The following is a 22,812-nucleotide window of genomic DNA, read 5'->3' as shown; positions in this document are numbered from 1 at the left end:
TCACGCCCGCGCCCCGCCCGCCAGCGCCCGCCGCACGATCACGCGCTCGCAGAGCGTCCAGGTCGTCGTGACCGTCAGGTAGAGCGTCGCCGCGAGCGGCACGAACGCCGCGAACACCACCGTGAGGAACGGCATCCAGCTGAGCACCCCGGTGAGCTGCGCGACGGCCGCGGGCGTCCCCTCCGGCACCGGGGTGAGCGCCGCCTGCCGCAGCGCGACCCGGCGCGCCAGCCAGGACACGAGCGCGATCACGCCGAGGAGCGCCGCGAAGACACCGAGCTGCGCGGGCTCGCCGCCGCCGAGCGCCGTCACGAACGAGCGCCCGAGCGGCACGTCCAGCAGCCGAGCGTCGAGCAGTGCGTTGCCGTGACCGGCGATGTCCGGGTGCACGAACAGCCCGTACAGGAGCGAGACGACGGGCGCCTGCAGCAGCACCGGGAGGCAGCCGGCGAGCGGCGAGGCCTTCTCGTCGGCGTAGAGCTTCATCGTGGCGCGCTGCAGCGCCTCCGGGTTCTTCGCGTGCTTGCGCTGCAGCTCGCGCAGCAGCGGGGCGAGGCGGCGGCGGGTGATCTCGGCCCGGCCCTGCGAGATGCCGACCGGGATCAGCAGCACGCGGACGAGGAGGGTCACCAGCACGATCGCGGCGGCGGCCGAGGCGCCGCCCGCGAGGGGCTCGAGGGCCGAGGCGAGGCCGGTGACGAGGTGGGAGGCGGCGTCGAGCGCCGCCGCGAGGGGCGGGAAGTCGTAGAAGTTCAAGAGAGTCCTGTCGTCGGGAGGTGAGCGCGATCGCGAACGGTCGCGCCTCCCGAGGCAGAGCTCCGGGCTACGCGACCAGTCCCGGCAGGCCCGGCGCCCGCGAGCGCACGCGACCCGCGGTGCGCGGGTGCTGCGGCGAGGGCTGCGCGGCGAGGCCGAGCCGGTGCTCCCGGGCACGGCGGCCGATCGACAGCACGGGTCGGCGAGCGCCGACGGCCAGGTAGCGCGCCCCGAGGACCAGGGCGGCGACCGCGGTCGTGGTGACGACCAGCACGACGGCGGCGTCGGGACTCGACACGAGCGCGAGCAGCAGGAGCGTCCCGCTCAGCAGAGCGAGGAGCTGCTCGAGGTGCGCGCGCACGGGAGTCCTTCCGACCCGACCAGGCTAGCGGCAGGTGCGCCGCGGCGGGTGGGGTGCCAGGCTGTCGAAGGGCGGAGGGAGCCGACGATGGCAGCTCGAGGACGTGGGACGAACGGGCGGGTGCTGCGGTTCCTCGCCGCCGCCGGCCGGATCCTGCTCGCCGGCGTCACCGCCGGGATCGCGACGCTCAGCCCGGGAGGCGAGACGCACCGCCCGGACCTGCCGCCCCCGCGCCGCGACGAGTACCGGCCCTGACGCCGGCGCCCGCGACGAGCACCGGCCGTGAGCGGGCAGGGTAGGCCTCCCGCGCCGCCTCGGCCAGCCGTCGCCCGGCACCGCCGGGGCCGACGATAATCGGGGGATGCGTGAAGACGACGATGTCGATCTGGTGATCGACGCGTGGGCCGACGCCCTGCCCGATCTCGACTTCGCCCCGCTCGACGTCCTCTCCCGCCTGCGCCGGCTCAGCCCGCGGGTGCAGGAGGTCCGGCGCCTCTCCTTCGCGGCCGGCGAGCTCGCCCCGTGGGAGTTCGAGCTGCTCTCGCTGCTGCGCCAGAACCCGGCCGGCACGATGACGCCGTCCGTCCTCTCCACCCGCCTGGGCATCTCGAGCGGCAACCTCGCCAGCCGCGTCGACCGGCTGGGCGCGCGCGGCCTGGTCGTCCGCGAGCAGAACGCCGCCGACTCGCGCAGCAAGATCGTCTCGCTCACCCCGCGCGGCACGAAGCGCGTCGACGACGCCATGCGGCACCTCGTCGCGGCCGAGGGCGAGGTCCTCGCCGACCTCGACTCCCGGCAGATCGGCGTCCTGATCGAGTGCCTGCGGACCATCAGCGCGACCCTCGACCGCCTGGACTGACCGCCCGGCCTCGGTGCGCCGGTCGCGCCGCACCGGCGATACTCGACGGGATGCGGATTCTGGTGGTCGACGACGAGGCGGTCTTCGCCGACGGCGTCCGGCGCGGTCTCGAGGCCGAGGGCTTCTCGGTGGACGTCGCGCACGACGGCGTGGACGGACTGTGGCGGGCCCGCGAGACCGTCTACGACGCGATCGTCCTCGACCTGATGATGCCCGGGCTCAGCGGCTCCGCCCTCTGCCGCACCCTCCGCGACGAGGGCGACTGGACCCCGGTGCTGATGCTGACCGCCAAGGACGGCGACCGCGACCAGATCGACGGCCTCGACGCCGGCGCCGACGACTACGTGGTGAAGCCGCTGGAGTACTCCGTGCTCGTCGCGCGGCTGCGGGCGCTGGTGCGGCGCGGGCGACCGGAGCGGCCGGTCGTCCACCGCGTCGGCGATCTGCTGATCGACCCGGCGCTGCGCGAGGTGCACCGGGGAGACGTCCCGATCCGGCTGACCTCGCGCGAGTTCGCCGTCGTCGACTTCCTCGCCCGCCACCGCGACCGGGTGGTCGCCAAGCGCGAGATCCTCGAGGGCGTCTGGGACGACGCGTTCGACGGCGACCTCAACATCGTCGAGGTCTACGTGGCGCGACTGCGGGCGAAGCTCGACCGCCCGTTCGGCACGGAGTCGATCACCACGCTCCGCGGCGCCGGCTACCGGCTCGTCGAGGGCTGAGGACCGATGTCCCAGCGCCCGCCCTGGAGCATCCGCGTGCGGCTGACCGCCCTGGTCGCCGCCGCGATCCTCGCCGTGCTGGTCGCCGGCTCCGTCGCCTTCACCGCCCTGCTGGAGCAGTCCCTCGTCGACGCCGAGGCGTTCACCGCGAACCAGCAGGCCCGCCAGATCGCCACCGACACCGAGAGCGCCGGGCGGCTGCCGCCGTTCAACACCGACGAGGTCGTCATCCAGCTGCAGCGGGAGGGATCCGTCGTCGCGGTCGCGGACGACGACTTCGTCTACGCGGTGCCGCTGCCGGTCTCCGACGAGCCGCAGATCACCTCGATCGACGGCACCCGCTTCGTCGTCGGCTCCGAGAGCCTCCAGCTCGGCGGCGACCCGGGCGAGACCGTCGTCGTCGCGCGCACCCTCGCCGGGGCCGACGACGCCGCGGGCTCGGCCGTCCGGCTGCTCGCGGTCGCCGTGCCGCTCGTCACGGCGGTGGTCGGAGCGCTGGTCTGGTTCGTCGTCGGCCGCTCGCTCCGGCCGGTCGAGCGGATCCGCGCCGACGTCGAGGCGATCGAGGCCGCCGACCTCCGGCGCCGCGTCCAGGAGCCGCCCGGCCGCGACGAGCTCGCCCGCCTGGCCCGCACGATGAACGGCCTGCTCGACCGCCTCGAGCGCTCGCAGGCCGCCCAGCGCCGCTTCGTCTCGAACGCCTCGCACGAGCTGCGCTCCCCGGTCGCGGCCGTCCGGCAGCACGCCCAGGTCGCCCTGCGGCATCCGGAGGCGGTCCCGCTCGCCGACCTCGCCCGCGTCGTCGAGGACGAGGGCGAGCGGATGCAGCACCTGGTCGCGAGCCTCCTGCTGCTGGCCCGAGTGGACGAGCGCGACGAGGGAGCGGAGCAGGACGTCGACCTCGACGACCTCGTGCTCGCCGAGGCCGCGCGGCTGCGCGCGCTGGGCGTCGACGTGCGCACCGAGGACGTCGGACCGGCCCAGGTGCACGGCCACGAGCCGCTGCTGCACAGCGCCGTGCGCAACGCCGCCGAGAACGCCCGGCGGCACGCGGCGGGCGTCGTCGCCTTCACCGTGCGCGAGGAGGACGGCACCGCGGTCCTGCGCGTCGACGACGACGGCCCGGGCGTGCCGGCCGAGGACCGCGAGCGGGTCTTCCTCCGCTTCGAGCGCCGCGACGACGCCCGCGCCCGCGACACCGGCGGCTCGGGCCTCGGCCTCGCGATCGTCGCCGAGGCGGCGCGGGCGGGCGGCGGCACGGCGCGCCTGCTCGACTCCCCGCTCGGCGGCGCGCGGCTCGAGATCCGCCTGCCGGCTCCCGGCTGACCGCAGGACACCCAGGCTGTTCAGGCTGGCGAAAGGTCCCGCCGGTCACGCTGACGCAGTGGAAATGCCGACCTACCTCCTCGTCCTCTGGCGCTGCAAGCTCCTCGTCGTCGCGAGCGCCGTCCTCGCGGTGATCGTCGCGACCGCCGTGCACTTCACCGTCACCGACGAGGGGCTCACCCTCCGCGGCGACCGCGAGCACAGCGCCGCCGTGACCGTGCTGCTCGGCGGCGGCCCGAGGAACCCCTACGCCGCGCAGATCCCCGGGGTCGAGCGCGTCCCCGGCGTCGAGGACGACCAGTTCAGCGACCTCAGCAACACCGCGGTGATCTACGCCTACCTCGCCAGCGGCGAGGAGGTGCGCGCCGCCGTCATCGAGCAGGCCGGTCCGCTCGAGGAGGGCGACGGCATCGGCGCCGTCCGCCGCACCACCCAGCCGCGCGGCGACGAGTCGAACGGCGGCCGCTTCACCCTGCCCTTCCTCTCGGTGATCGGCACCTCGTTCGATCCCGCCCGCGCCGTCGAGCTCTCCCGCGCCGCCACCACGGCCCTCCTCGACCGGATCGTGCGGGAGCAGGACGCGCAGGGCGTTCCGGAGTCGATCCGCGTCACCCTGACCGTCACCGACGAGGGCGACGCCGTCCCGGGCGCGCTCGGCACGGTCGCGATCCCGATCGCCGGGACCGGACTCGCCGTCCTCCTCCTGGCGCTCCTGGGGATCGTGCTCGGTCACCGGTTCCGCGTGCAGCGCGGTCTCACCGGCCCGCTCCCCCGTCGCAGCGAGCCGGACGAGGACGCCTCCCTCGACGCCGAGCTCGAGTCCGCCCTCGCCGCCGAGAGGTAGGACACGGTGTCCCGTCGGTGACTACCTCCGCGCACCTGGGAGGTCAACCCCGTTCGGGAAGGACACCCGCGGACCTAGCGTGAGGACGCACGGTCGAGGCGGAAGCCTACCGAGCACGATGCACGCGAAAGAGCACCAATGACCCAGATCCCCATTCTTCAGCCCGCACGATGGAGTCGCAACGGAGTCCGGATCGTCGTCGTTCCCGGGGCGGAGCTGCCCCGCTTCCGACTCGAGATCGAACCCGGACGAGCCGTCCTGACCGGGGCCTTCACCGGGCCCTTCGCCACCGTCGAGGAGGCCGAGCGCGCCGCCGAGGCCATCACCTCGGCCGCCGACCGCAAGCTGTCCGCCTGACGCCTCAGCCGACGAGATCGTCCAGCCCGCAGGTCGGCAGGGCGATCCAGCCCTCGGCCTGCGCGGCCTCCCGAAGCTCCTCCGGCACCGGCACCGTCCGTCCGAGGGCGTGCGCCCGGGCGTTCAGCGCCGCGATCACCGCGTCGAAGGCGTCGTCCGAGCGCGCCATCAGCGCCGCCGCGTCCGCCGGCAGCACCAGCCACGGCGCCGCCCGGCGCAGCGCCGCCACGGCGAGCGCCACCGCCTCGGGCCGTGTCTTGTAGCCGGTGGTGTCGACGTCCCAGAGCCGGAGCGCCGCCGCGGGATACGCCTCGACGAGCCTGCCTCCCCCGGAGCGGTCGACGTCCTCCCCTGTCGCCGCGAAGGCGTCCAGCAGCTCGGCGCAGCGCATCGCCGTCATGCCGAGCCGATCGGTCGACACGCTCAGCGGCCAGCGGCCCGTCACCTCGCGCGCGGCGCGGTCGGTCTCCCGGTACGCGAGCCGTCGCCGCCAGTCCCGCCCGGCGAGCGTCCGCGGCGAGACCTCCCGGCGGGTGTGCGCCGAGACGAACGCCGCGAACTCCAGCGGCCAGCCGAACGCGCAGTCGATGCCGATCGTCGTCGCCTCCCGGGACGCGGCGACGACGTCGTCGTCGGAGGCGCCGAGCACCAGCGAGCGGACGACCGCCCCGCCGCCGCCCCACTCCAGCGCGGCCACCGCCGTCCGCACGGGCTCCGCGGCGAGGTCGACTCCGATCGTGAGCATCGGATCAGGCTACCCGCCGGGCGCGCCCCGGCCCCGCGCTCGCTACGCTCGTGCGATGACGCCGCCCTCCCCCGCCCTCGGGACGCGCACGACCCGGATCCCGGTCGCCGTCCTGCGCCTCGTCGTCGCCCTGACGGTCCTCGCGGCCGTCGTCGGCACCGCCCTCGACACCGCCTCGCGGACGCCGATCGTGCCGGTCAACTTCTTCGGCTACTTCACGATCCAGGGCAACATCCTCCTGGCGATCGTGCTCCTGATCACCGCGGCGGTCGCGCTCGGCGACCGACCGCAGGGACCGCTCCTGACGCTCGTCCGAGGAGCGGCGACGAGCTGGATCCTCGTCGTCGGCATCGTCTACAACACCCTGCTGATCGGCACGGCGGGCGGCGTGACGCTGCCCTGGGCCAACACCGTGCTGCACGTGGTGTTCCCGATCTACGGACTGCTCGACTGGCTGCTCGTCGCCGACCGGCCGGCCCTGCCCTGGCGCCGCCTCTGGGTCGTCACCGTCTATCCGATCGTCTGGCTGGTGGTCGTCCTCGTCCGCGGCGCGACCGACGGCTGGGTCCCGTACCCGTTCCTCGACCCCGCGAACGGCTACGGCGCGGTCGCGATCGCGGTGCTGATCGTCGCGGTCGCGTTCGTCCTCTCCGGTGCCCTCGTCTGGGCGCTCAGCCGGGTGCGGCTGATCGGCGATCGGCCCGTCTGACAGGGCGGAGCCCGGCGGGCCCCGTTCTGGGGCCACGCGCGCAGGACCGCCGGTGACCCCGCAGGCCTAACGTCAGGATCGGCGGCCCCCACCGCCGTCCCCCGACCGAGAGCGGTTCCCCTCATGCGCCTCCCCACCTCCCTCCGCCCGCGCCGCATCGGGAGCCGCCGCGTGCGCGCGCTCGCCGTCGGCGCGGTGCTCGCCCTGGCCGCGGCGGTGGTGCCCGCGGGCGCCGCCTCCGCCGCGACCCCGACCCTGTCCGTGCTCAGCCTCGGCGACTCGATCACCCAGGCCTACGGCACCTGCGGCCAGTTCGCGGACTGCCCGCGCAACAACTGGTCCACCGGCACGAACGCGACCGTCAACTCCTTCGCCAGCCGCCTGCGCACCGCGAACCCGGGCACCACGGTGACCACCGCGAACTTCGCGCAGACCGGCGACCTGATCGCCGGCGTCCCCGCGCGGATCGACGCCGCCGTCGCCGCCGGCGTCCGCCCCGACGTCGTCACCCTGCTGATCGGCGGCAACGACCTCTGCTCTGCGAAGAACCCGGTCGCCGCCGACGGCTACACCATGACCACGGCCGCCGCCTTCAGCACCGGAGCGAGCGCCGCGATCACGAAGATCCGCAGCACCTGGCCCGCCGCGAAGATCGTCCTCTCCTCGATGCCGAACGTGGCCGCCGAGTGGGCCGTCGTCAAGGGCGGCTTCGGCTCGGTGATCTGGTCCTCCGGCAACCTCTGCCGCACCACCCGCGGCGTCAGCGCGACCGGCGGTCGCCTCAGCAGCACCGCCGCCTCGGCCTCCGCCACCGCCGCGAAGACCCGGACGACGCAGTACAACACCGCCCTGCAGCAGGCGTGCACCGCCGCCGGCACCCTCTGCGACTACGACGGCGGCGCGCTCACCGCGACGCCCGTCACCAAGGCTCTGATCGGCACCACCGACTACTTCCACCCCAGCATCGCGGGCCAGGCGAAGATCGCCTCGGTGCAGTGGTCGGCGTCGAACTTCGGAGCCGCAGGCTAGCGCCCGGCGCGGCCGCTCGACGCCTCAGGCGTCCTGCGGCCGCTCGCCCTCGCGGAGCCGGCGCTGCTCCTCGGCGAGCCGCGCGTAGTGCGCCTCCTCGCGCTCGAGGTCGGCGAGCTGCTCCTCCGTGCTCTTCGTCGGCGGCCGCACCACCATGGTCGGCGGCGGCGGCGTCTTGGAGCGACGGGGCCGGCGGGTGCGCCCGCCCGGCACGAAGGACGCGCCCTCGCCCTTCTTCCAGTCGTGCCCGAGCAGGAACCAGATCGTCACGCCGATCAGCGGGATGAAGACGATCAGCAGGATCCAGACGATCTTGGGCAGATTGCGGACCACGTTGTCCGGCTGACGCACGACATCCACGAGCGCCAGCACCATCAGCACGACGGTCAGCAGCGAGAACAGAAACCCCATGCGTCCGAGGGTACGTCGCCGAACCCCTGAGGATCCTCGCAGTCGCCGTTCCGACGTGCCCGGCGCCGCGGCGGTGCACCTCGAGTCCCGCGGTGACCGCGTACCGCGCGCCAGCGGCCTCCGAGCAGAGCGCGGTCGCGGCTAGCGTCTCCTCCCGAGCCGAGGGTCGGCAGCCGCCGACCGGAGGATCCCCGATCACGGCTGCGGACCCCGTCCCGCCGCGTCGAGGGGATCCGGGCGCGCCCGGAGGAGTGCGAGTGACGAGCGACGCCCTCCCGACGACGGCGGCCGCAGCGCCCCGGCTCCCCCGGCCCCTCGCAGGCGCACTGCTCAGCAACGCGGTCTTCGGCGGCATCACCGCGGTCGGCGTGCCCGTCGCCCTGAACGCCGCCGGACTCGCCAAGGTGCAGATCGCGGTCTTCTTCGTGGTGAACGCCGCGATCGCGATCGGCTACAACACCCTCCTCGTGCCGCGGATCCGCCGGGCCGGCTACCCGCGGTCCGCCCTGCTCGCGACCTCGCTCGCGGTCCCGGCCGGGCTTCTGCTCGTGCGCGCCAGCGGCGGCCACGTCGTCGTGCTCTACCTGGGCGGCGCGCTGATGCTGTTCGTCAGCACCCTCGTGCCCCAGCTCTTCGGCCGCGTCGCCGCGCAGGGTCGCGGTGACACTCAGGAGTCGTCGATCGCCCGGATGCGCGCGGTCCTCATCTCCGGGTACATCCTCGGCCTGATCCTCTACGCCCTGCTCGCGCAGGCCGGGCTCGATCCGCTGCTCGCCGCGGTCGCCGCCGCCGTGGTGACCGCGGCCTGCGCGACCGGCTGCCGGTCGATCGGTCCCGCGCCGCCGGACGGACCGCGGAGCCACGGCTCCGCTCGCCCGCGCCTCGTCCTCGTCTTCCTCGCGGCCCTCGCCCTGGTCGCACTGCTGAAGTCGGTCGACACGCTCCGCGCGATCTATCTGCCGCTCTTCGCCGTCTCCTCCGGCGTCCCCGCCGCACACGTTCCGCCGGTGCTGCTCGCCTCCGCGGTCCTGGAGCTCGCCGCGCTGCCCTCGCTGACACGGCTCAGCTCGGCCCGCGGCAGCGTGCTCACCCTCGCCGTCGTCGCGCTGGCCGGGGTTCTGGCGTTCTTGATCCTGGCGGGCGACCAGTCCTATCCGGCGCTGCTCGTCTCGCAGGCGGTCTACGCGGTCGCGGCCGCCGGCTACCAGAGCATCGGCCTGCTGCTGCTCGAGCGGACCAGCGGCGGCGGACCCGGCGCCGGGGCGAGCGCCTACGTGGCGGTGGTGCAGATCGGCACCGTCCTCGGCGCGCTCCTGCCCCTCGCGGTCACCGGCTACGACCCGCGGATCTTCCTCCTCGCGGTCGGCCTGGCGGCGACCGCCCTGCTGCTCGCTCTCATCCTCCGGCTCGCCGGCCACCGGTTCTGAGTCCCCTCCTCCCTCGCCACCCGCCGCCACCCCCTCCGCCCGGTCACCGCCGGTCCGATCTGCAGGCGATCGGAGCGCACCGGAGCCCTCCACGCGGCGGAACGCGCTCCCGCCCCGGGATCACCTGCAGAACGCGCGGCCGGCACCTCTCAGCCGCCGCGTGACACCATCGACGGATGAGCGCGCCGACCCCCGCCCCCGCGAGACGCCGCTTCCTCACCCCGCGCCGCGTCGCGCTGCTGGCCGCACTCACGGCGCTGGTCGTCGGCCTCGCCCTCCTCGGGCTGGTCGCCCTGCAGTACTCGACCCTCGCCGCGCAGGGCTTCGACGACGTCTGCCTCGCCGGCGTCGGCCGCGTCCCCGCCGAGGAGGGCTCGCTGGTCGCGGGCTCCTGGTCCTGGTGGCCGCTCGGCGGCACCTGCCGCTGGGAGCTGCTCGACGGCACCGTCGTCGACTCCGCGCCGGACTGGTCGACCACCGCCGTCGCGATCACCGGCGCCGCGCTCGCGCTGCTGGGAGTGGTGGGCACGGCGCTCGCACTCCTCGTGCGGCGCCGCGCCCGCTGACTCAGCGGTCGAAGAGGTTCCCGAGCCCGCCGAGATCGGGCATCTCGAAGTTCGAGCCGAAATCCGAGACCTGCTCGCCGAGCCCCGACACGTGCTCGCCGGCGCCGGAGACGAACTCGCCCGCGCCGCCGGTGATGTCGCCGAACTCGCCCAGGTCGCCGAACTCGCCGAGCCCGCCGGCCAGGTTCTCGAAGTCCACGCCCATCCCGGCCGCCTGCGCGAGCAGCGGACCGGCGACGCTGCTGAGCACCGCGCCGCCCGCGACCGCTGCGAGCAGTCCGCCCGCGGCTCCCAGGCCGACGCCGGCGACGGCGCCCACTCCGGCACCGGCCAGCGCGCCCTTCGTGCCGGGCTTGGAGAACATCCTCTTGAGGAACCCGGGGTTGTGCGCCTCGCCGCGCGTCGCCGCCCGGGCGAGATCGTCCGGGGCGGAGGAGCGCGGCTGCTCGTTCGCGGGCAGCTCGTCGCGCAGGCGCCCCTCGACCTGGGCGCGCTGCGCCGGGGTCAGCTTGGCGAACGCGTCGCGGTGCACCTGCTCCAGCTGCTCGGGGTCGGCGGTGCGGAGGAGGTAGTCGTAGCGGGCGATCGCCGCGCGGTCCTCCGGCGCGACGGCGGCGGGCCGGGCGTCCTGCGGGCGGGCCGAGGGGTGCGGCGAGCCGTAGGCCGGGGTGGGCGTGCGGGGCGCCGAGGGGTTCGAGGCGGCCGTGCTCGAGGATGCGGCGCGGGAGTCGCCCGTCACCGCGTTCGCGGCCGAGCGGACCATGTCGCGCCAGTCCGTGCCGCCACCGGTCGCGGGGCGCGAGGAGGAGCTCGAGGAGCTCTTCGAGTCGAGCGCCTTCGACGCCATGCTGAGGATGCGCTTGAGAGTGCTCACAGGGGACCTTCCGTCGGGTAACAGGTTCGATAGTGGCGGGCCCTCCTGAGCGAAGCCCGGTGGAACGCCCTCCGGAAGCCGAGAGCGTCCGCTCCGACCCGGGATCGCCCCCGCGCTCCGCTGTCAGCGGACTCGGGTCCTCCGGGGAGGCGCCGCCGGAGGATCGCGGGCAGACTCCTGCCATGGAACTGCTCTTCGTGCACGGCGCCCTGGTCCGCGACGGCGACTGGTGGTGGCACCGCACCGCCGAGCTGCTCCTCGAGCGCACCGGTGTCGCGAGCCGCGCCGTCGCCCTGCCCTCCTGCGGCGAGCCGGCGGCGGACCGCGCGGGTGCAGGCCTGGTCGAGGACGCCGCCGCCCTGCGCGCCGCACTCGACGACGTGGACGACGACGAGGCGATCGTCGTCGGCCACTCCTACGGCGGCACCGTCATCGCCGAGGCCGGCGCGCACGCCGCCGTCGCCCACCTCGTCTACGTCTCCTCCTACCTCCCCGACATCGGCTCGGCGCAGGGCGACATCATGGCCGGAGAGACGGACCCCGTCTCGATCGCCCCCGGCGACGACGGCACACTCGGCGTCACCGGCTACGACGCCGCCTCGTTCGGCCGCCGCTTCCTCCAGGACGCCGACGAGAGCACCCAGCGCGCCGCCTGGGAGCGGGTCACCACCCAGTCGATCGCCGCCTTCACCACCCCGACCTCCGTGGCCGGCTGGCAGGGCGTCGACTCCACGTACCTGGTCTGCACCGAGGACCGCAGCACCTCGGTCGGCCTCCAGCGCCTCCACGCCGAGCGCGCCACCCGCTCGATCGACCTCCCCACCGGCCACCACCCCTTCGTCACCCGGCCCGACCTCGTCGTCGCCGAGCTCGAGGCGATCCTGCGGTCCTAGCCGACAGGACCCGGACGCCCGGGCCGAAGGACGCGCCGACCGAGCTGCGCGACGATCGGACGGTCGTCAGCCGTCCGTCACCCGGCCGCCCTCGACCCTCAGCACCTGATCGCTGAGCATCTCGATGTCGCTCTCGCGATGACTGGTGAACACGATGGTCGTGCCCTTCGCCTTCTCGGCGACGAGGATCTCGCGCAGGCGCTCGACCGATTCCGCGTCGAGGGCGTTGAACGGCTCGTCGAGCAGGAGGACCGCGGGGTGCTCGAGCAGCGCCTGCGCGAGCGAGAGCTTCTGCAGCATGCCCAGCGAGAAGTTCCGCGCCTTCAGCGGCGACGTCGGCGAGAGACCGACCTGCTCGAGGACCTCGTCGATGCGGTCCTCGCCCACCTGCTTGCGGATAGCGGCGAGGTCGGCGAGGTTCTGGCGAGCGCTCCTGCCGGCCAGGTAGCCCGGGCCGTTGATCGAGACGCCGAATCGATCGGGGTAGTCCCGACCCCGGGAGAGGTAGGCCGGATCGATCGCCACGGTGCCGCTCGAGGGTCGCAGCAGACCGCACATCAGGAGCAGCAGCACCGATTTGCCGGCGCCGTTCGGTCCGACGAGGCCGTAGGTCCGGCCGTCCTCGATGCCGAGGGAGACGTCCCGGAGGATCTCCTTCCTCCCGAAGCGCTTGTCGACCTCGGTGAGAGTGATGACCGTCATCGGACCACGACCTTTCCTCGTGCAGTGCGGACGCCGACGCGGACGACCGCCGGCAGTGACAGGGTGAGCAGCGGAGGGACCAGCAGCGACAGGGCGAGCAGCGACCCCAGCAGGATCGCGAGTCGCGGGACGACCCGTCCGTCGCCGGGTCCTCCCCCGGCGAGGCCGCCGAGGAGGAACGGGTCGTCGGGGAGGAGCGGGCGGGACAGGACGAGGACGACGGCCACGAGGCAGACGGCGGCGAGCCTCGCCTGGACGCTCGCGATCGAGCAGCGCAGGACGACGCCGAGGGCGCCGTAGAGGGCGGCGCAGACGCCGCCGGCAGCGACGGGACCGGCCACCGCGATCCACTCCGGCGAGGGCGGGACGACTCCTTTCGCCGCGCAGAGGACCCCGACGAGCACGAGCAGCGCCGCCAGGGTCCACACCGCGAACGAGTCGGCCGAGCTTCGGACGATCTCGCGCCGCAGCCGGCCGGCCCGGCTCCCGACTCCGAGGAGCTCCTGATGCTCGCGCTGAGGCGTCGGCGACCCCCGGCCGATCACGCCGACCAGGAGGAACGGGAGGAAGACGAGCAGGTACTGCATCGCCTCCGCGATCGATCCGAGCGGACTCGGCACCAGGAGACCCGCGACCTCGAGCAGGTCCCGGCCGGCGGGCGCCTGGAGGAAGGCGAAGGCGACGAGCAGGGCCGAGACCGACAGGACCGCCGACACGCGCGCACGGTCCGCACGGCTCGAGGCCCGGGCGGCGAGCCGCACCAGCAGTCCGATCCCGACGAGGAGGGTCACCGGCCTCAGCGCCGTCCCGAGCAGGGAGGTCCTCTCCAGTCCGGCCGCCACGTCGAAGAAGGCGGCCGCGCTGAGGGGCGCACTCGGCGGAACGACCGTGAGCACCGAGAGGACGACCCAGAAGAAGAGCCCGCCGGCCGACGCCCAAGCAGCGGCGGCCCTGCCGGAGAGCAGGCGGACGGACACGACGACAGCGGCCGTCGCGCAGAGCGACGCTCCGACGAGGCCGACCTGCGCGATCAGGGCAGCGACCGGGGCGAAGCCGTGCGCTCGGAAGACGGCGGCGACGCTCTCCGGAGGCGCGAACGACGTCGGCTGCAGACCCGCACCGCAGACGAGGCAGACGGCGAGGGCAGCCGCCGCCGCCTTCGCGTACAGCGCCGCCAGGCCCGTGAGAGTCCCGCCCCAGGCCCGGAGGAGCGACCCGTGGCGGAGCAGCGCTCCGGGCGAGGCGGTCCGGGTCGCCCGCAGCACCGACAGCACCAGCCACAGCGGAACGACGACGAAGCCGAGGTAGTAGGGATTACCGGCCAGATCCATCAGGAGGTCCCAGACGCCCAGCGATCGACCGGTCGCTGTCTCCTCGAAGACGCGCGAGTGCAGGGCATAGGCGCCGGTGAGCGCCAAGAAGACCAGCGCGGTGAGTCTCTGCCCCGTCACAGGAGGTGCCTGCTCTCGCTCGGGCGCCGCACGATGAACAGCCAGAGCGCGGCCGCGACGACAGCCGTGACGAGCGTCGGAGACGCTGCGACCAGCCACGAGGACTGCTGGAGGCCTGACGGGTTGACGGAGAACATCGGCGTCACGGCCGGCCGGCCGAGAATCGACAGCAGAACGCTCATTCCCAGATACGCCCCGAACGGCAGCAGGAGCGCGATCGCCCTGTTCGGCACGAGGATCAGACTCGCCGAGGTCAGCACCGAGTAGACCGCCGCCGCGAAGGCCGACCAGAACGCCATCAGCAGCCCGAAGATCAGGACGCTCCCGCCACTGAGATCGGCGAACGTGAACCGCTCCTCAAGGGGCACGACGGGGTGGTAGACAGTCGGATCGATCCCAGGATCGCCCATCAGCGGCCAGACAACCGCGGCTATGAGGGTCGCGACGAGCCCGAGAAGGAAGAATACCGTCGCCGAGCAGAGCGCCGCGGAGATGATCTTCGCCGAAACCAGCGCGGTGAACGACCGCCGGCACCGTTCATTGACGAACGCCCTCCTTGCGACGTCAGCGGCCAGAGAACGAGAGCCCACCAGGGCTACGAGCAACGGGAACACTAAGACCAGGGGTGAACCGAGGAGCGAGACCAGAATGTCGCCCTCGTCGCGGAAGATCGTGTTCGCCGTGTCCGCCACTCCCTGAATGTTCGGCAGCAGAACAACGCCGGTCGCTATGCACCCGGTCAACGGTGATCGCCCTCGGACAAGCTCTCGCCGCACGGCTCCAACCATCTCTCGACATAGGCTATCGGCCACGATCACAGCGTTTCCAACCCGTCTGTCGGCTCCGATCGAGTACGAGCAGCTCGCAGAGTCCGGACAGGGAGCGAGTGGAACGTCAATTGCTGCGCCAAGTCCCCTGAACCTGCACCTTGACGACATTGGCCTGACCCACACGCAATTGCAGTCTGACAACTGCACCGGCAGGGAATCGGTTCGGCAGGCTCGCAACACCCCTGTCATTGAGCCCGGTGATTTTGTCTCCACAGGCCAACAGCACGCTCTGGCACATCTCGACGTCGACGATGTAATCACCTCCGACGGAGCCGACTCTGACGTGTCCGTCTCGGTTCGAGATCTCTTTGTTCTGGCTGTCAGTCCAGCCGGGGATCTGGAAGGCCGGAATGATCTCGTTGAACGTACTGTCCTGCGTCCCGGCGTACGCAGTGCCGGTTGCTCCGACCATCAGTGCGGCCACGAGAGCGCCGGTCGCAAGTACTTTCGTCGAGTTCTTCAATTCAGTCACTCCATCTGTGAGCGCATCCATCTCCGTTGCGGACGCCATACAGGTATAGAAGTGCATGGCGCACTTTCAGACAAGCGAGTCGACCGCTCTGGCGCGAAACCGTGCGCGGGACGAAGGCTCTCTTCACCGAAGCGGACCGGAACTGCTCTCACCGTGCTCGCGAAAGACGTAGGCGCTCGGCATACCGGGATACACCCCGCCGAGCGAGCCGCCCGTACACTCGCGAGCATGCCTGCCGCGCTCATCGCCGAGCACCCGATCGGAGCCGGCTGAATGCCGGACATCGAGCTCGTCAGCGCCGACGGCTCCGTCCGCGCCTCGATCAACCCCGTCGCCGCGAGCATCCGGACCCTCGAGGTGCGCGGCCGTGCCCTCGTCGAGCCCTACGAGGGCGACCAGCCGCCCGGAGCCGCCGGCGCGGTGCTCGTCCCCTGGCCGAACCGGGTCCGCGACGGCCGCTGGCTCCTCGACGGCGCCGTCCAGCAGCTCGCGATCACCGACCCGGCGACGCACTCGGCCAACCACGGCCTCCTCGCCACGACCCGCTACCGCGTCGGCGAGCGCACCGCCGACAGCGTCACTCTGCACGCCCGCCTCGACTCCCCGCCCGGCTACCCCTTCACCCTCGCCACCAGCGTCCGCTACCGGCTGCGCCCCGCCGGGATCGACGCCCGCCACGTCCTCGTCAACGAGTCGAGCAGGAGCGCCCCGGTCGCGCTCGGCGTCCACCCCTACCTCCGCGCCGGCGAGGCGCCGGAGCCGACGATCCGCCTCCCCGCCCGCGAGTACCTCGTCCTCGACGAGCGCCACCTGCCCACCGGCGAGCGCCGCCCGGTCGCGGGCACGCCCTTCGACCTCCGCGCCGGCGTCCCGGAGCGCGACGCACCCTGGCACGCGAGCTTCACCGCTCTCGACCGCGACCCCGACGGCACGGTCCGCGCCGAGCTCAGCGCCCCGGGTCACGGCCGCACCACGCTCTGGGCCGATGCGTCCTTCACCGCCCTGCAGCTCTACATCGACCGCGACCGGCGCCCGCCGGCGATCGCGATCGAGCCGATGACCGCTCCGCCCGACGCCTTGAACTCGGGCGAGGGGCTGCGCTGGCTGGAGCCGGGCGAGCGTGCCGAGTTCCGCTGGGGCATCGACTCCGACTGAGCAGGTTCGTTCAGGCCCGCGCGCACAGCACCCGGTGGAGCAGCCACCGAGAGGAGGTGTCGCCCGCGAATCGTCCAGGTGACGCGGCAGATCGCCCATTCCTCGACGCGCGCCGCGCTCTCTACTCTCGTCCCATGGCAGTCATCGCAGAAGCCTCGCAGCTCATCGCGCCCCCGCCGGCGGCGGCCGACCTCCTCGCGCAGGGCGCGGCAGCCGTCTGGGAGACGACGATCACCCTCCCGACCTACACCCCCGAGGAGCCGGTGCAGCTGCCGATGTTCCTCGACCGCCGCGTCTACCAGGGCTCGAGCGGGCGGGTGTACCCGCTGCCCTTCATCGACCGGATCGCCTCCGACGCCGTCGACCAGGAGTGGCGCGTCGTCGTCCTCGAGAACGAGTTCGTCCAGGTCGTCGTCCTGCCCGAGCTCGGCGGCCGGATCTACTCCGGCTACGACAAGACCACCGGCTACGACTTCTTCTACCGCAACACCGTCATCAAGCCGGCGCTGGTCGGCCTCGCGGGTCCCTGGATCAGCGGCGGCGTCGAGTTCAACTGGCCGCAGCACCACCGGCCCGGCACCTACCTGCCCACCGCCTGGAGCCTCGAGCGCGCCGAGGACGGCTCGGTCGTCGTCTGGTGCAGCGACCACGACCCGTTCAGCCGGATGAAGGGCCTGCACGGCGTGCGCCTGCGCCCACAGTCCAGCCTCGTCGAGCTCGACGTCCGCCTGCACAACCGCACCAGCGAGCGGCACACCTTCCTCTGGTGGGCGAACGTCGCGGCGCGGGTGCACGACGACTACCAGTCGTTCTTCCCGCGCGACGTCCGCTACGTCGCCGACCACGCCCGCCGCGCGATCACCGCGTTCCCGGCGGCCGACCGCCCCTACTACGGCGCCGACTACCCGGCCCTCGCGGCCGAGCGCGGTGACGGATCGACGCAGGACGGCCCGCCCGCCGACCGGATCGACTGGTACCGCAACATCCCGGTCCCCACCTCCTACATGGTCGTCCGCACCGACGACTCCTTCTTCGGCGGCTATGACCACCGCGCCGGAGCGGGCTTCGTGCACTGGGCGGACCGCCGCTTCGCGCCCGGCAAGAAGCAGTGGACCTGGGGCGACGCCCCGTTCGGGCACGCCTGGGACGCGCAGCTCACCGACGCCGACGGCCCCTACGTCGAGCTGATGGCGGGCGTCTACACCGACAACCAGCCCGACTTCTCCTGGCTGATGCCCGGCGAGACCAAGACCTTCTCGCAGTACTGGTACCCGATCAGCGGCATCGGAGTGGCGCACCAGGCGACCCGCGACGCGGCAGTGCACCTCGACGTCGAGGCCTGGATCCTCCGCGTGGGCGTCTCGACGACGCACCGCATCCCCGCCGCGACCGTGACGCTGCGGGCCGACGGCACCGCCCTGCACGAGTGGACCGTCGACCTCGAGCCCGGGCAGCCGCTGCTCGCCGACCTGCCGACCACCCGCACCGGCCCGGAGGGTCTGCGCATCACGGTCGTCGCGCACGGCTCGACCCTCCTCGACTACAAGGTGCCCGCCGAGTTCGACGACACCGAGCCGGAGATCGCGACCGAGCCGCTGCCACCCGCCGAGACCGCCTCCGTCGACGAGCTGTACCTCGTCGGCGTCCACCTCGCGCAGTACCGGCACCCGACCCGCTCGCCGCTGCCCTACTGGGAGGAGGCGCTGCGCCGCGATCCCGGCGACGCGCGAGTGCACCTCGCCCTCGCCGACCACGCCTACCGCCGCGGCGAGTACGCCGACGCGCTCGCCCACGCCGACTCCGCGATCCGCCGCCTCACCGCCCGCAACGGCAACCCCGCCGACACCGAGGCCTTCTACCTGCGCGGGCTGATCCTGCGCCGCCTCGGCCGCACGACCGAGGCCGCCGCCGCGTTCGGCAAGGCCGCCTGGGACGGGAAGTGGGCGCACGCCGCCCTGTTCGAGAGCGCGAGGCTCTCCGCTGCCGCCGGCGACCACGCCGCGGCGCTGGAGGACCTCGCCACCTCCCTGCGTCTCGACACCGACGACCTCCGCGCCCGTGCCCTGCGCGCGGTCTGCCTCCGCGCGCTCGGCCGCGTCGGCGAGGCCGAGCGGTCCCTCCACGAGACCCTGCGCCTGGATCCGCTCGACCAGCTCGCCCGCACGCTCACCGGCACCGACCCCGCCGACGCGCACGAGAGCATCGACGTCGCGCTCGACCTCGCCTCGTTCGGCGAGACCGGCGAGGCCCGCCGACTGCTCCGCGCCGTCGCCGGCGGGAACGCCGGCACCTCGGGAGCGGGCAACGCCGCGCCGATCGCCGCGTACCTCCTGGCCCGGCTCGGCGAGCCCGTCGACACCCGCGCGCTCGACCTCACCCGCGCCTTCCCCGCCGGCCTCGACGCGCATGACGCGCTGACCGCCGCGGTCGCGGCGGACCCCGCCGACAGCACCGCGCGGTCGCTGCTCGGCATGCTCCTCTACGACACCGGCCGCCGCGCCGAGGCCGCCGAGCACTGGCGCCGCGCGATCGCGGACGGCGGCGCCGACGCCGTGACCCACCGCAACGCGGGCCTCGCCGCCTACAACGACGAGGCCGACGACGACGCCGCCTGGGCGCACTACCTCCGCGCCCGCGAGCTCGCCCCGCGCGACGCCCGCCTGCTCTACGAGCTCGACCAGCTCGCCGACCGCCTGGGCCACTCCGCCGCCGACCGCCTGGAGCGCCTCGAGGACGAGCACGACCTCACGCTCTCCCGCGACGACCTGACCGTCGAGTACGCCGGTCTGCTGATCGAGGCGGGGCGCGCCCAGGAGGCGCTGTCGCTCCTCGAGTCGCGCCGCTTCCAGCCGTGGGAGGGCGGCGAGGGCCGCACCCTCGCGGCCTGGGACGCGGCCCGCGCCGCGCTCGGCCTCGACCCGGCGACGCCGCCGTCGACGCTCGGCGAGGCGCGTCCCCGCTTCGACGCCCCGCAGGCGACCCTCGAGGACGGCTCCACCGACTACTTCGCCACGAGCCTGCCCGCGCTCCTGCTCTTCCACCGCGACTGAGCGGGGCGGGGGCGTCACGCGCCGCGCACACCGCGCACACGAAGGAGGGCCGGCTGCGAACAGCCGGCCCTCCTTCGTTACTCCCCCTACTTGCTCGAGCCCACCATCAGCCCCGAGACGAACTGCTTCTGGAACGCGAAGAACACGATCGCGGTCGGGATCGCCGCGACCACCGCGCCCGAGGCGACCACGTTCCACTGGCTCACGTAGCCGCCCTGGATGTTCAGCAGCGCCGCCGTGATCGGGAAGTTGGTCTCGGTCCGCAGCACGGTGACCGCCCAGATCAGGTCGTTCCAGATCCAGGTCGTCGCCAGAGCGCCGAGCGCCGCGAGCGACGGCCGGCACAGCGGCAGCAGGATCCGCCAGTAGGTGCGGAGGACCCCCGCGCCGTCGACCTGCGCCGCCTCGAAGATCTCGGCCGGGATCGACCGCATGAAGCCGTGCAGCACGAAGGTGTAGAAGCCGAGCCCGAAGCCGACCTGCACCACGATCAGCGCGAAGAGCGTGTCGTAGATGCCGAGGCTCTCGGTGATCCGCGAGACCGGGATCAGCAGGATCTGCGGGGGCAGCAGGTTGCCGGCCAGCATCAGCAGCAGGATCCCCCGGCGGAACGGGATGTGGAACCGGCTGAGCGCGAACGCCGCCCACGAGGCGAGCAGCAGCGACAGGAACACGGTGAAGACCGTGACGATCAGGCTGTTCACCAGCGCCTCGCCGACCAGCCCGGCCGTGAACACCGTGACGAAGCCGTCGAAGCTGAAGCTCGCCGGCAGGGCGCCGAGCCCGTTGCCGGTGATGTCGTCGAAGCTGCGGACGGCCACGAAGAGCACGAACAGCATCGGCAGCACCCAGAGCAGCGCGACCGGCGCCATGATCGCGTGGAAGATCCACGAGCCCTTCACCCGGCGGCGCGGGAGAGTCGGTGCGGCGAGACCGGGCGCGACCGGAGCGATGACGGCCATCTCAGTCCTCCTCCTTCGTGGCGCGCACGAGATAGCTGATGATGAAGACGATCGCGAGCAGGAAGATGACGACCGCGATCGCCGAGCCGTAGCCGAGGTTCAGCACGGTGAAGCTCTCCTGGAACATGTAGGTCGAGAGCAGCTGCGTCGAGTTGTACGGACCGCCGCGGGTCATCGCCCAGACGATGTCGAAGGTGCGCAGCGAGTCGATCACGGTGACCGCGAAGACGACGCCGTTCACGCCCTTCAGCTGCGGCATCACGATCCGCCAGAAGCGCTGCGTCCGCGAGGCGCCGTCGACCTGAGCGGCCTCCTCGAGACTCGGGTCCACGCCCTTCAGCCCGGCCAGGTAGAGCACCATGATGTAGCCGCACTGCCGCCAGACCGCGGCGACCAGCACCGCGTAGAGCGCGAGCGTCGGGTCCGCGAGCCACTGCCGCTCGAGGTCGCCCAGGCCGATCCCGCCGAGGAAGCTGTTGACGACACCGTCCGGCTGGTAGATCACCCGCCAGAAGAGGCCGGTCACCGCGAGCGAGAAGACCATCGGCAGATAGATCGCGCTGCGGTAGATCCCGACCCCGCGCCGCGGCTTGTTCAGCGCGACAGCGAGCGCCAGCCCGATCGCCACGGAGAGCCCGCCGAAGCCGACCACCCAGATGACGTTGTTGACCAGCGCGGTCGCGAAGATCGGATCCGAGCCGAGGTCGGTGAAGTTCTCCAGTCCGATGAACTCCGGCTCGCCGATCCCGTTCCACCGGGTGAGCGAGAGGTAGAAGGAGTTGATCGCCGGCCAGAAGACCCAGGCCAGCTCGACCGCGAGGGGGATGAGCAGGAAGAGCCAGACCACCGCGGGCACCCGGGTGATCCGGCGCCCCCTCCCCGAGCGGACCAGCGGGCGGGCCGTCGGCACCGGCGGCGTCCCCGGCGAAGGGGCGGGCGGCCGCTCCACGGCGGCCGCCCTGGTCGTCCCGGTCACGGGTTGAAGACCTTGTCGGCCGCCGTCTGCCACTCCTTCAGGATGCTGTCGACCTCGCCGGGCTGGGCGATGAACTTGGTGAGCGCCGCGTCGGCCGTGGTCTGCAGGTCGTCGGAGGAGTCGCGGTTGAAGAACTGGGTGATCTGCTCGGTGCCGGCCAGCAGCGCGACGCCCTTCTGCACCAGCGGCGAGAACACCGAGGTGTCGACGTCGGGCGAGGTCGGCAGGTTCGACGACTGCGAGGCCGCGATGTAGGCGGACTGGCTCTCGGCCCCGGCGAGGTAGGAGAGGAACGCCTTGGTGGCGTCCGCGTCCTTGGTCTTCGCGCTGGCGAAGTAGCCGTCGGTCGGCGCCTCCTCCGCGGTCGGGATGCTCGCGTCGATCACTGGGACGGAGAAGAAGTCGAGGTCGTCGCCCTCGCCCTCCGGCATGTTCTGGCTGATGAACGCGCCGACGAGGTACATCGCGTTCTTCTTCTGCACCAGCGGCGTGACCGCGTCCTGCCAGGCGTAGGAGGGGGCGTTCGGATCCATGAACGGCACGATGTCGGCGTAGTACTTCATGACGTTCTTGACCTCGGTCGAGTCGAACGACGACTTCCCGGCCAGGAGCTCCTTGTGGTAATCCGCGCCGTTCACGCGGAGGTTGAGGATGTCGAACCAGCCGGACGCCATCCACGGCGTGGAGCCGATGCCGTTGGAGAGCGGCACGATCCCCTGGCCCTGCAGCGTCTCGCAGAGGGCCATGAACTCGTCCCAGGTGGTGGGCACCTCCACGCCCCACTCCTCGAAGGCCGATTTGCGGTAGAAGACGCCCCACCAGTAGTAGTTCGTCGGCAGGAAGATCTGCTTCCCGCTCGCGTCGGTCGAGAGGTCCTTGAGGGCGGCGGAGTAGCCAGCCGCGGCGCCGTCGCCGGTCCAGAGGTCGGAGAGGTCGAGCAGCAGGTCCTGCGCGGCGTAGTCGCGGGCGACGGAGCCGGCGTACCAGGTGAGCACGTCCGGCGGGTTGCCCGAGGTCAGGTAGGTGGAGAGCTGCGCGCGGAACTGCTCGATCGCCACCGTGTTGAGGGTGACGGAGCCGCTCGAGTAGCTCTTCACGAGCGCCTCGAGCGCCGCCTTCGGGGCCGGGTCGGAGAGGGAGGACTGCAGGACGATCCCACCGCCGCCCGCGCCGCCGCCACCCCCGCCGCCGCCCATGCAGCCGGTGAGGAGCGCAGTGCTGCCGAGCGCGGTCGCGCCGTACAGGAAGCCTCGTCGGGTGAGGTTCGGGAATCGCTGTTCGTTGGTCATGGTGTCCTCCTTGACTCCGTGATGCCGGGGGGCCGTGCTGTGCTGT

25 protein-coding genes are annotated in these 22,812 nt (G+C 72.9%); 13 read left to right on the top strand and 12 right to left on the bottom strand.

Translation table 11 applies throughout. The features are described 5' to 3' along the window. Entirely contained in the window at positions 1–756 is a 756-nt protein-coding gene (gene yidC, locus EDF17_RS03645; RefSeq protein ID WP_123445213.1) for a membrane protein insertase YidC, read from the bottom strand. Between the two features lie 67 nt (positions 757–823). Further along, positions 824–1,117: a hypothetical protein gene (locus EDF17_RS03640; RefSeq protein WP_123445212.1), complete on the bottom strand. Its 294-nt coding sequence runs from the start codon at positions 1,115–1,117 to the stop codon at positions 824–826. Between the two features lie 87 nt (positions 1,118–1,204). On the opposite strand from EDF17_RS03640, the gene EDF17_RS19740 reads away from it, so the two are divergent. From EDF17_RS19740 to EDF17_RS03615, 6 genes are all read left to right on the top strand, one after another. Then, positions 1,205–1,372 carry a hypothetical protein gene (locus tag EDF17_RS19740; RefSeq protein WP_164874417.1) on the top strand — a complete coding sequence of 56 codons (168 nt, stop codon included), beginning with the start codon at positions 1,205–1,207 and terminating at the stop codon, positions 1,370–1,372. A gap of 106 nt (positions 1,373–1,478) precedes the next feature. After that, positions 1,479–1,976: a MarR family transcriptional regulator gene (locus EDF17_RS03635; protein WP_123445211.1), complete on the top strand. Its 498-nt coding sequence runs from the start codon at positions 1,479–1,481 to the stop codon at positions 1,974–1,976. Positions 1,977–2,026: 50 nt separating this feature from the next. Continuing rightward, on the top strand, positions 2,027–2,698 hold the full coding sequence (locus EDF17_RS03630; RefSeq protein WP_123445210.1) for a response regulator transcription factor: 672 nt from the start codon (positions 2,027–2,029) through the stop codon (positions 2,696–2,698). A 6-nt stretch (positions 2,699–2,704) separates the two neighbouring features. Next, on the top strand, positions 2,705–4,024 hold the full coding sequence (locus tag EDF17_RS03625; RefSeq protein ID WP_123445209.1) for a HAMP domain-containing sensor histidine kinase: 1,320 nt from the start codon (positions 2,705–2,707) through the stop codon (positions 4,022–4,024). Positions 4,025–4,088: 64 nt separating this feature from the next. Beyond that, positions 4,089–4,868 (top strand): hypothetical protein, encoded by a 780-nt coding sequence (locus tag EDF17_RS03620; protein ID WP_123445208.1) that lies wholly within the window; start codon positions 4,089–4,091, stop codon positions 4,866–4,868. Positions 4,869–5,006: 138 nt separating this feature from the next. Continuing rightward, on the top strand, positions 5,007–5,225 hold the full coding sequence (locus EDF17_RS03615) for a hypothetical protein (protein ID WP_123445207.1): 219 nt from the start codon (positions 5,007–5,009) through the stop codon (positions 5,223–5,225). A gap of 4 nt (positions 5,226–5,229) precedes the next feature. Here EDF17_RS03615 and EDF17_RS03610 read toward each other — a convergent pair whose 3' ends face one another. Beyond that, entirely contained in the window at positions 5,230–5,970 is a 741-nt protein-coding gene (locus EDF17_RS03610; protein WP_123445206.1) for a DUF429 domain-containing protein, read from the bottom strand. 55 nt (positions 5,971–6,025) lie between these two features. Between EDF17_RS03610 and EDF17_RS03605 the strand changes: the two genes are divergently transcribed. Together EDF17_RS03605 and EDF17_RS03600 are read left to right on the top strand one after the other, a co-directional pair. Continuing rightward, the gene (locus tag EDF17_RS03605) at positions 6,026–6,679 is read left to right on the top strand and encodes a Pr6Pr family membrane protein (RefSeq protein WP_123445205.1); all 654 of its coding nucleotides are present in this window, start codon (positions 6,026–6,028) and stop codon (positions 6,677–6,679) included. Positions 6,680–6,802: 123 nt separating this feature from the next. After that, positions 6,803–7,708, top strand: a complete 906-nt coding sequence (locus EDF17_RS03600; RefSeq protein ID WP_123445204.1) for a GDSL-type esterase/lipase family protein — start codon at positions 6,803–6,805, stop codon at positions 7,706–7,708. A gap of 24 nt (positions 7,709–7,732) precedes the next feature. Here the strand turns inward: EDF17_RS03600 and EDF17_RS03595 are convergent, their stop codons facing one another. Then, the gene (locus tag EDF17_RS03595; protein WP_123445203.1) at positions 7,733–8,119 is read right to left on the bottom strand and encodes a PLD nuclease N-terminal domain-containing protein; all 387 of its coding nucleotides are present in this window, start codon (positions 8,117–8,119) and stop codon (positions 7,733–7,735) included. A gap of 257 nt (positions 8,120–8,376) precedes the next feature. Here EDF17_RS03595 and EDF17_RS03590 point away from each other — a divergent pair, with 257 nt between their 5' ends. Both EDF17_RS03590 and EDF17_RS03585 read left to right on the top strand, forming a co-directional pair. Then, complete coding sequence (locus tag EDF17_RS03590; RefSeq protein WP_123445202.1) at positions 8,377–9,546, top strand: hypothetical protein; 1,170 nt, start codon at positions 8,377–8,379, stop codon at positions 9,544–9,546. 176 nt (positions 9,547–9,722) lie between these two features. Continuing rightward, entirely contained in the window at positions 9,723–10,112 is a 390-nt protein-coding gene (locus EDF17_RS03585; protein ID WP_123445201.1) for a hypothetical protein, read from the top strand. 1 nt (position 10,113) lies between these two features. On the opposite strand, the gene EDF17_RS03580 is transcribed toward EDF17_RS03585, so the two are convergent. Next, the gene (locus EDF17_RS03580) at positions 10,114–10,986 is read right to left on the bottom strand and encodes a cation-transporting ATPase (protein ID WP_123445200.1); all 873 of its coding nucleotides are present in this window, start codon (positions 10,984–10,986) and stop codon (positions 10,114–10,116) included. A gap of 182 nt (positions 10,987–11,168) precedes the next feature. Between EDF17_RS03580 and EDF17_RS03575 the strand changes: the two genes are divergently transcribed. Continuing rightward, on the top strand, positions 11,169–11,879 hold the full coding sequence (locus EDF17_RS03575; protein WP_123445199.1) for an alpha/beta hydrolase: 711 nt from the start codon (positions 11,169–11,171) through the stop codon (positions 11,877–11,879). 66 nt (positions 11,880–11,945) lie between these two features. Here EDF17_RS03575 and EDF17_RS03570 read toward each other — a convergent pair whose 3' ends face one another. The 4 genes from EDF17_RS03570 to EDF17_RS03555 all read right to left on the bottom strand — a co-directional run bounded on the left by EDF17_RS03570 (position 11,946) and on the right by EDF17_RS03555 (position 15,373). Further along, positions 11,946–12,581 carry an ATP-binding cassette domain-containing protein gene (locus EDF17_RS03570; protein WP_123445198.1) on the bottom strand — a complete coding sequence of 212 codons (636 nt, stop codon included), beginning with the start codon at positions 12,579–12,581 and terminating at the stop codon, positions 11,946–11,948. Then, positions 12,578–14,032 carry a hypothetical protein gene (locus EDF17_RS03565; RefSeq protein WP_123445197.1) on the bottom strand — a complete coding sequence of 485 codons (1,455 nt, stop codon included), beginning with the start codon at positions 14,030–14,032 and terminating at the stop codon, positions 12,578–12,580. Before EDF17_RS03565 ends, EDF17_RS03570 begins: the two co-directional genes overlap by 4 nt. After that, on the bottom strand, positions 14,029–14,820 hold the full coding sequence (locus tag EDF17_RS03560) for a hypothetical protein (RefSeq protein ID WP_133671872.1): 792 nt from the start codon (positions 14,818–14,820) through the stop codon (positions 14,029–14,031). The genes EDF17_RS03565 and EDF17_RS03560 overlap by 4 nt, the downstream gene beginning before the upstream one ends. A 106-nt stretch (positions 14,821–14,926) precedes the next feature. After that, the gene (locus EDF17_RS03555) at positions 14,927–15,373 is read right to left on the bottom strand and encodes a hypothetical protein (RefSeq protein ID WP_133671870.1); all 447 of its coding nucleotides are present in this window, start codon (positions 15,371–15,373) and stop codon (positions 14,927–14,929) included. 234 nt (positions 15,374–15,607) lie between these two features. On the opposite strand from EDF17_RS03555, the gene EDF17_RS03550 reads away from it, so the two are divergent. Together EDF17_RS03550 and EDF17_RS03545 are read left to right on the top strand one after the other, a co-directional pair. Next, on the top strand, positions 15,608–16,489 hold the full coding sequence (locus tag EDF17_RS03550) for an aldose 1-epimerase family protein (RefSeq protein WP_123445194.1): 882 nt from the start codon (positions 15,608–15,610) through the stop codon (positions 16,487–16,489). Between the two features lie 134 nt (positions 16,490–16,623). Beyond that, on the top strand, positions 16,624–19,539 hold the full coding sequence (locus tag EDF17_RS03545) for a DUF5107 domain-containing protein (protein ID WP_123445193.1): 2,916 nt from the start codon (positions 16,624–16,626) through the stop codon (positions 19,537–19,539). Positions 19,540–19,625: 86 nt separating this feature from the next. Here the strand turns inward: EDF17_RS03545 and EDF17_RS03540 are convergent, their stop codons facing one another. From EDF17_RS03540 to EDF17_RS03530, 3 genes are read right to left on the bottom strand one after another with little or no spacing between them, the layout of a single operon-like run. Further along, positions 19,626–20,501, bottom strand: coding sequence for a carbohydrate ABC transporter permease (locus tag EDF17_RS03540; protein WP_185019943.1), 876 nt, complete (start codon positions 20,499–20,501; stop codon positions 19,626–19,628). Between the two features lies 1 nt (position 20,502). Further along, positions 20,503–21,477 (bottom strand): sugar ABC transporter permease, encoded by a 975-nt coding sequence (locus EDF17_RS03535; RefSeq protein WP_243732775.1) that lies wholly within the window; start codon positions 21,475–21,477, stop codon positions 20,503–20,505. Beyond that, positions 21,474–22,766, bottom strand: a complete 1,293-nt coding sequence (locus EDF17_RS03530; protein WP_123445191.1) for an ABC transporter substrate-binding protein — start codon at positions 22,764–22,766, stop codon at positions 21,474–21,476. Before EDF17_RS03530 ends, EDF17_RS03535 begins: the two co-directional genes overlap by 4 nt. Positions 22,767–22,812: the final 46 nt, after the last annotated feature.

The organism is Rathayibacter sp. PhB1, from assembly GCF_004362935.1.
Classification (GTDB): Bacteria; Actinomycetota; Actinomycetes; order Actinomycetales; family Microbacteriaceae; genus Rathayibacter; species Rathayibacter festucae.
This window is presented reverse-complemented; position numbering and strand designations above follow the sequence as displayed.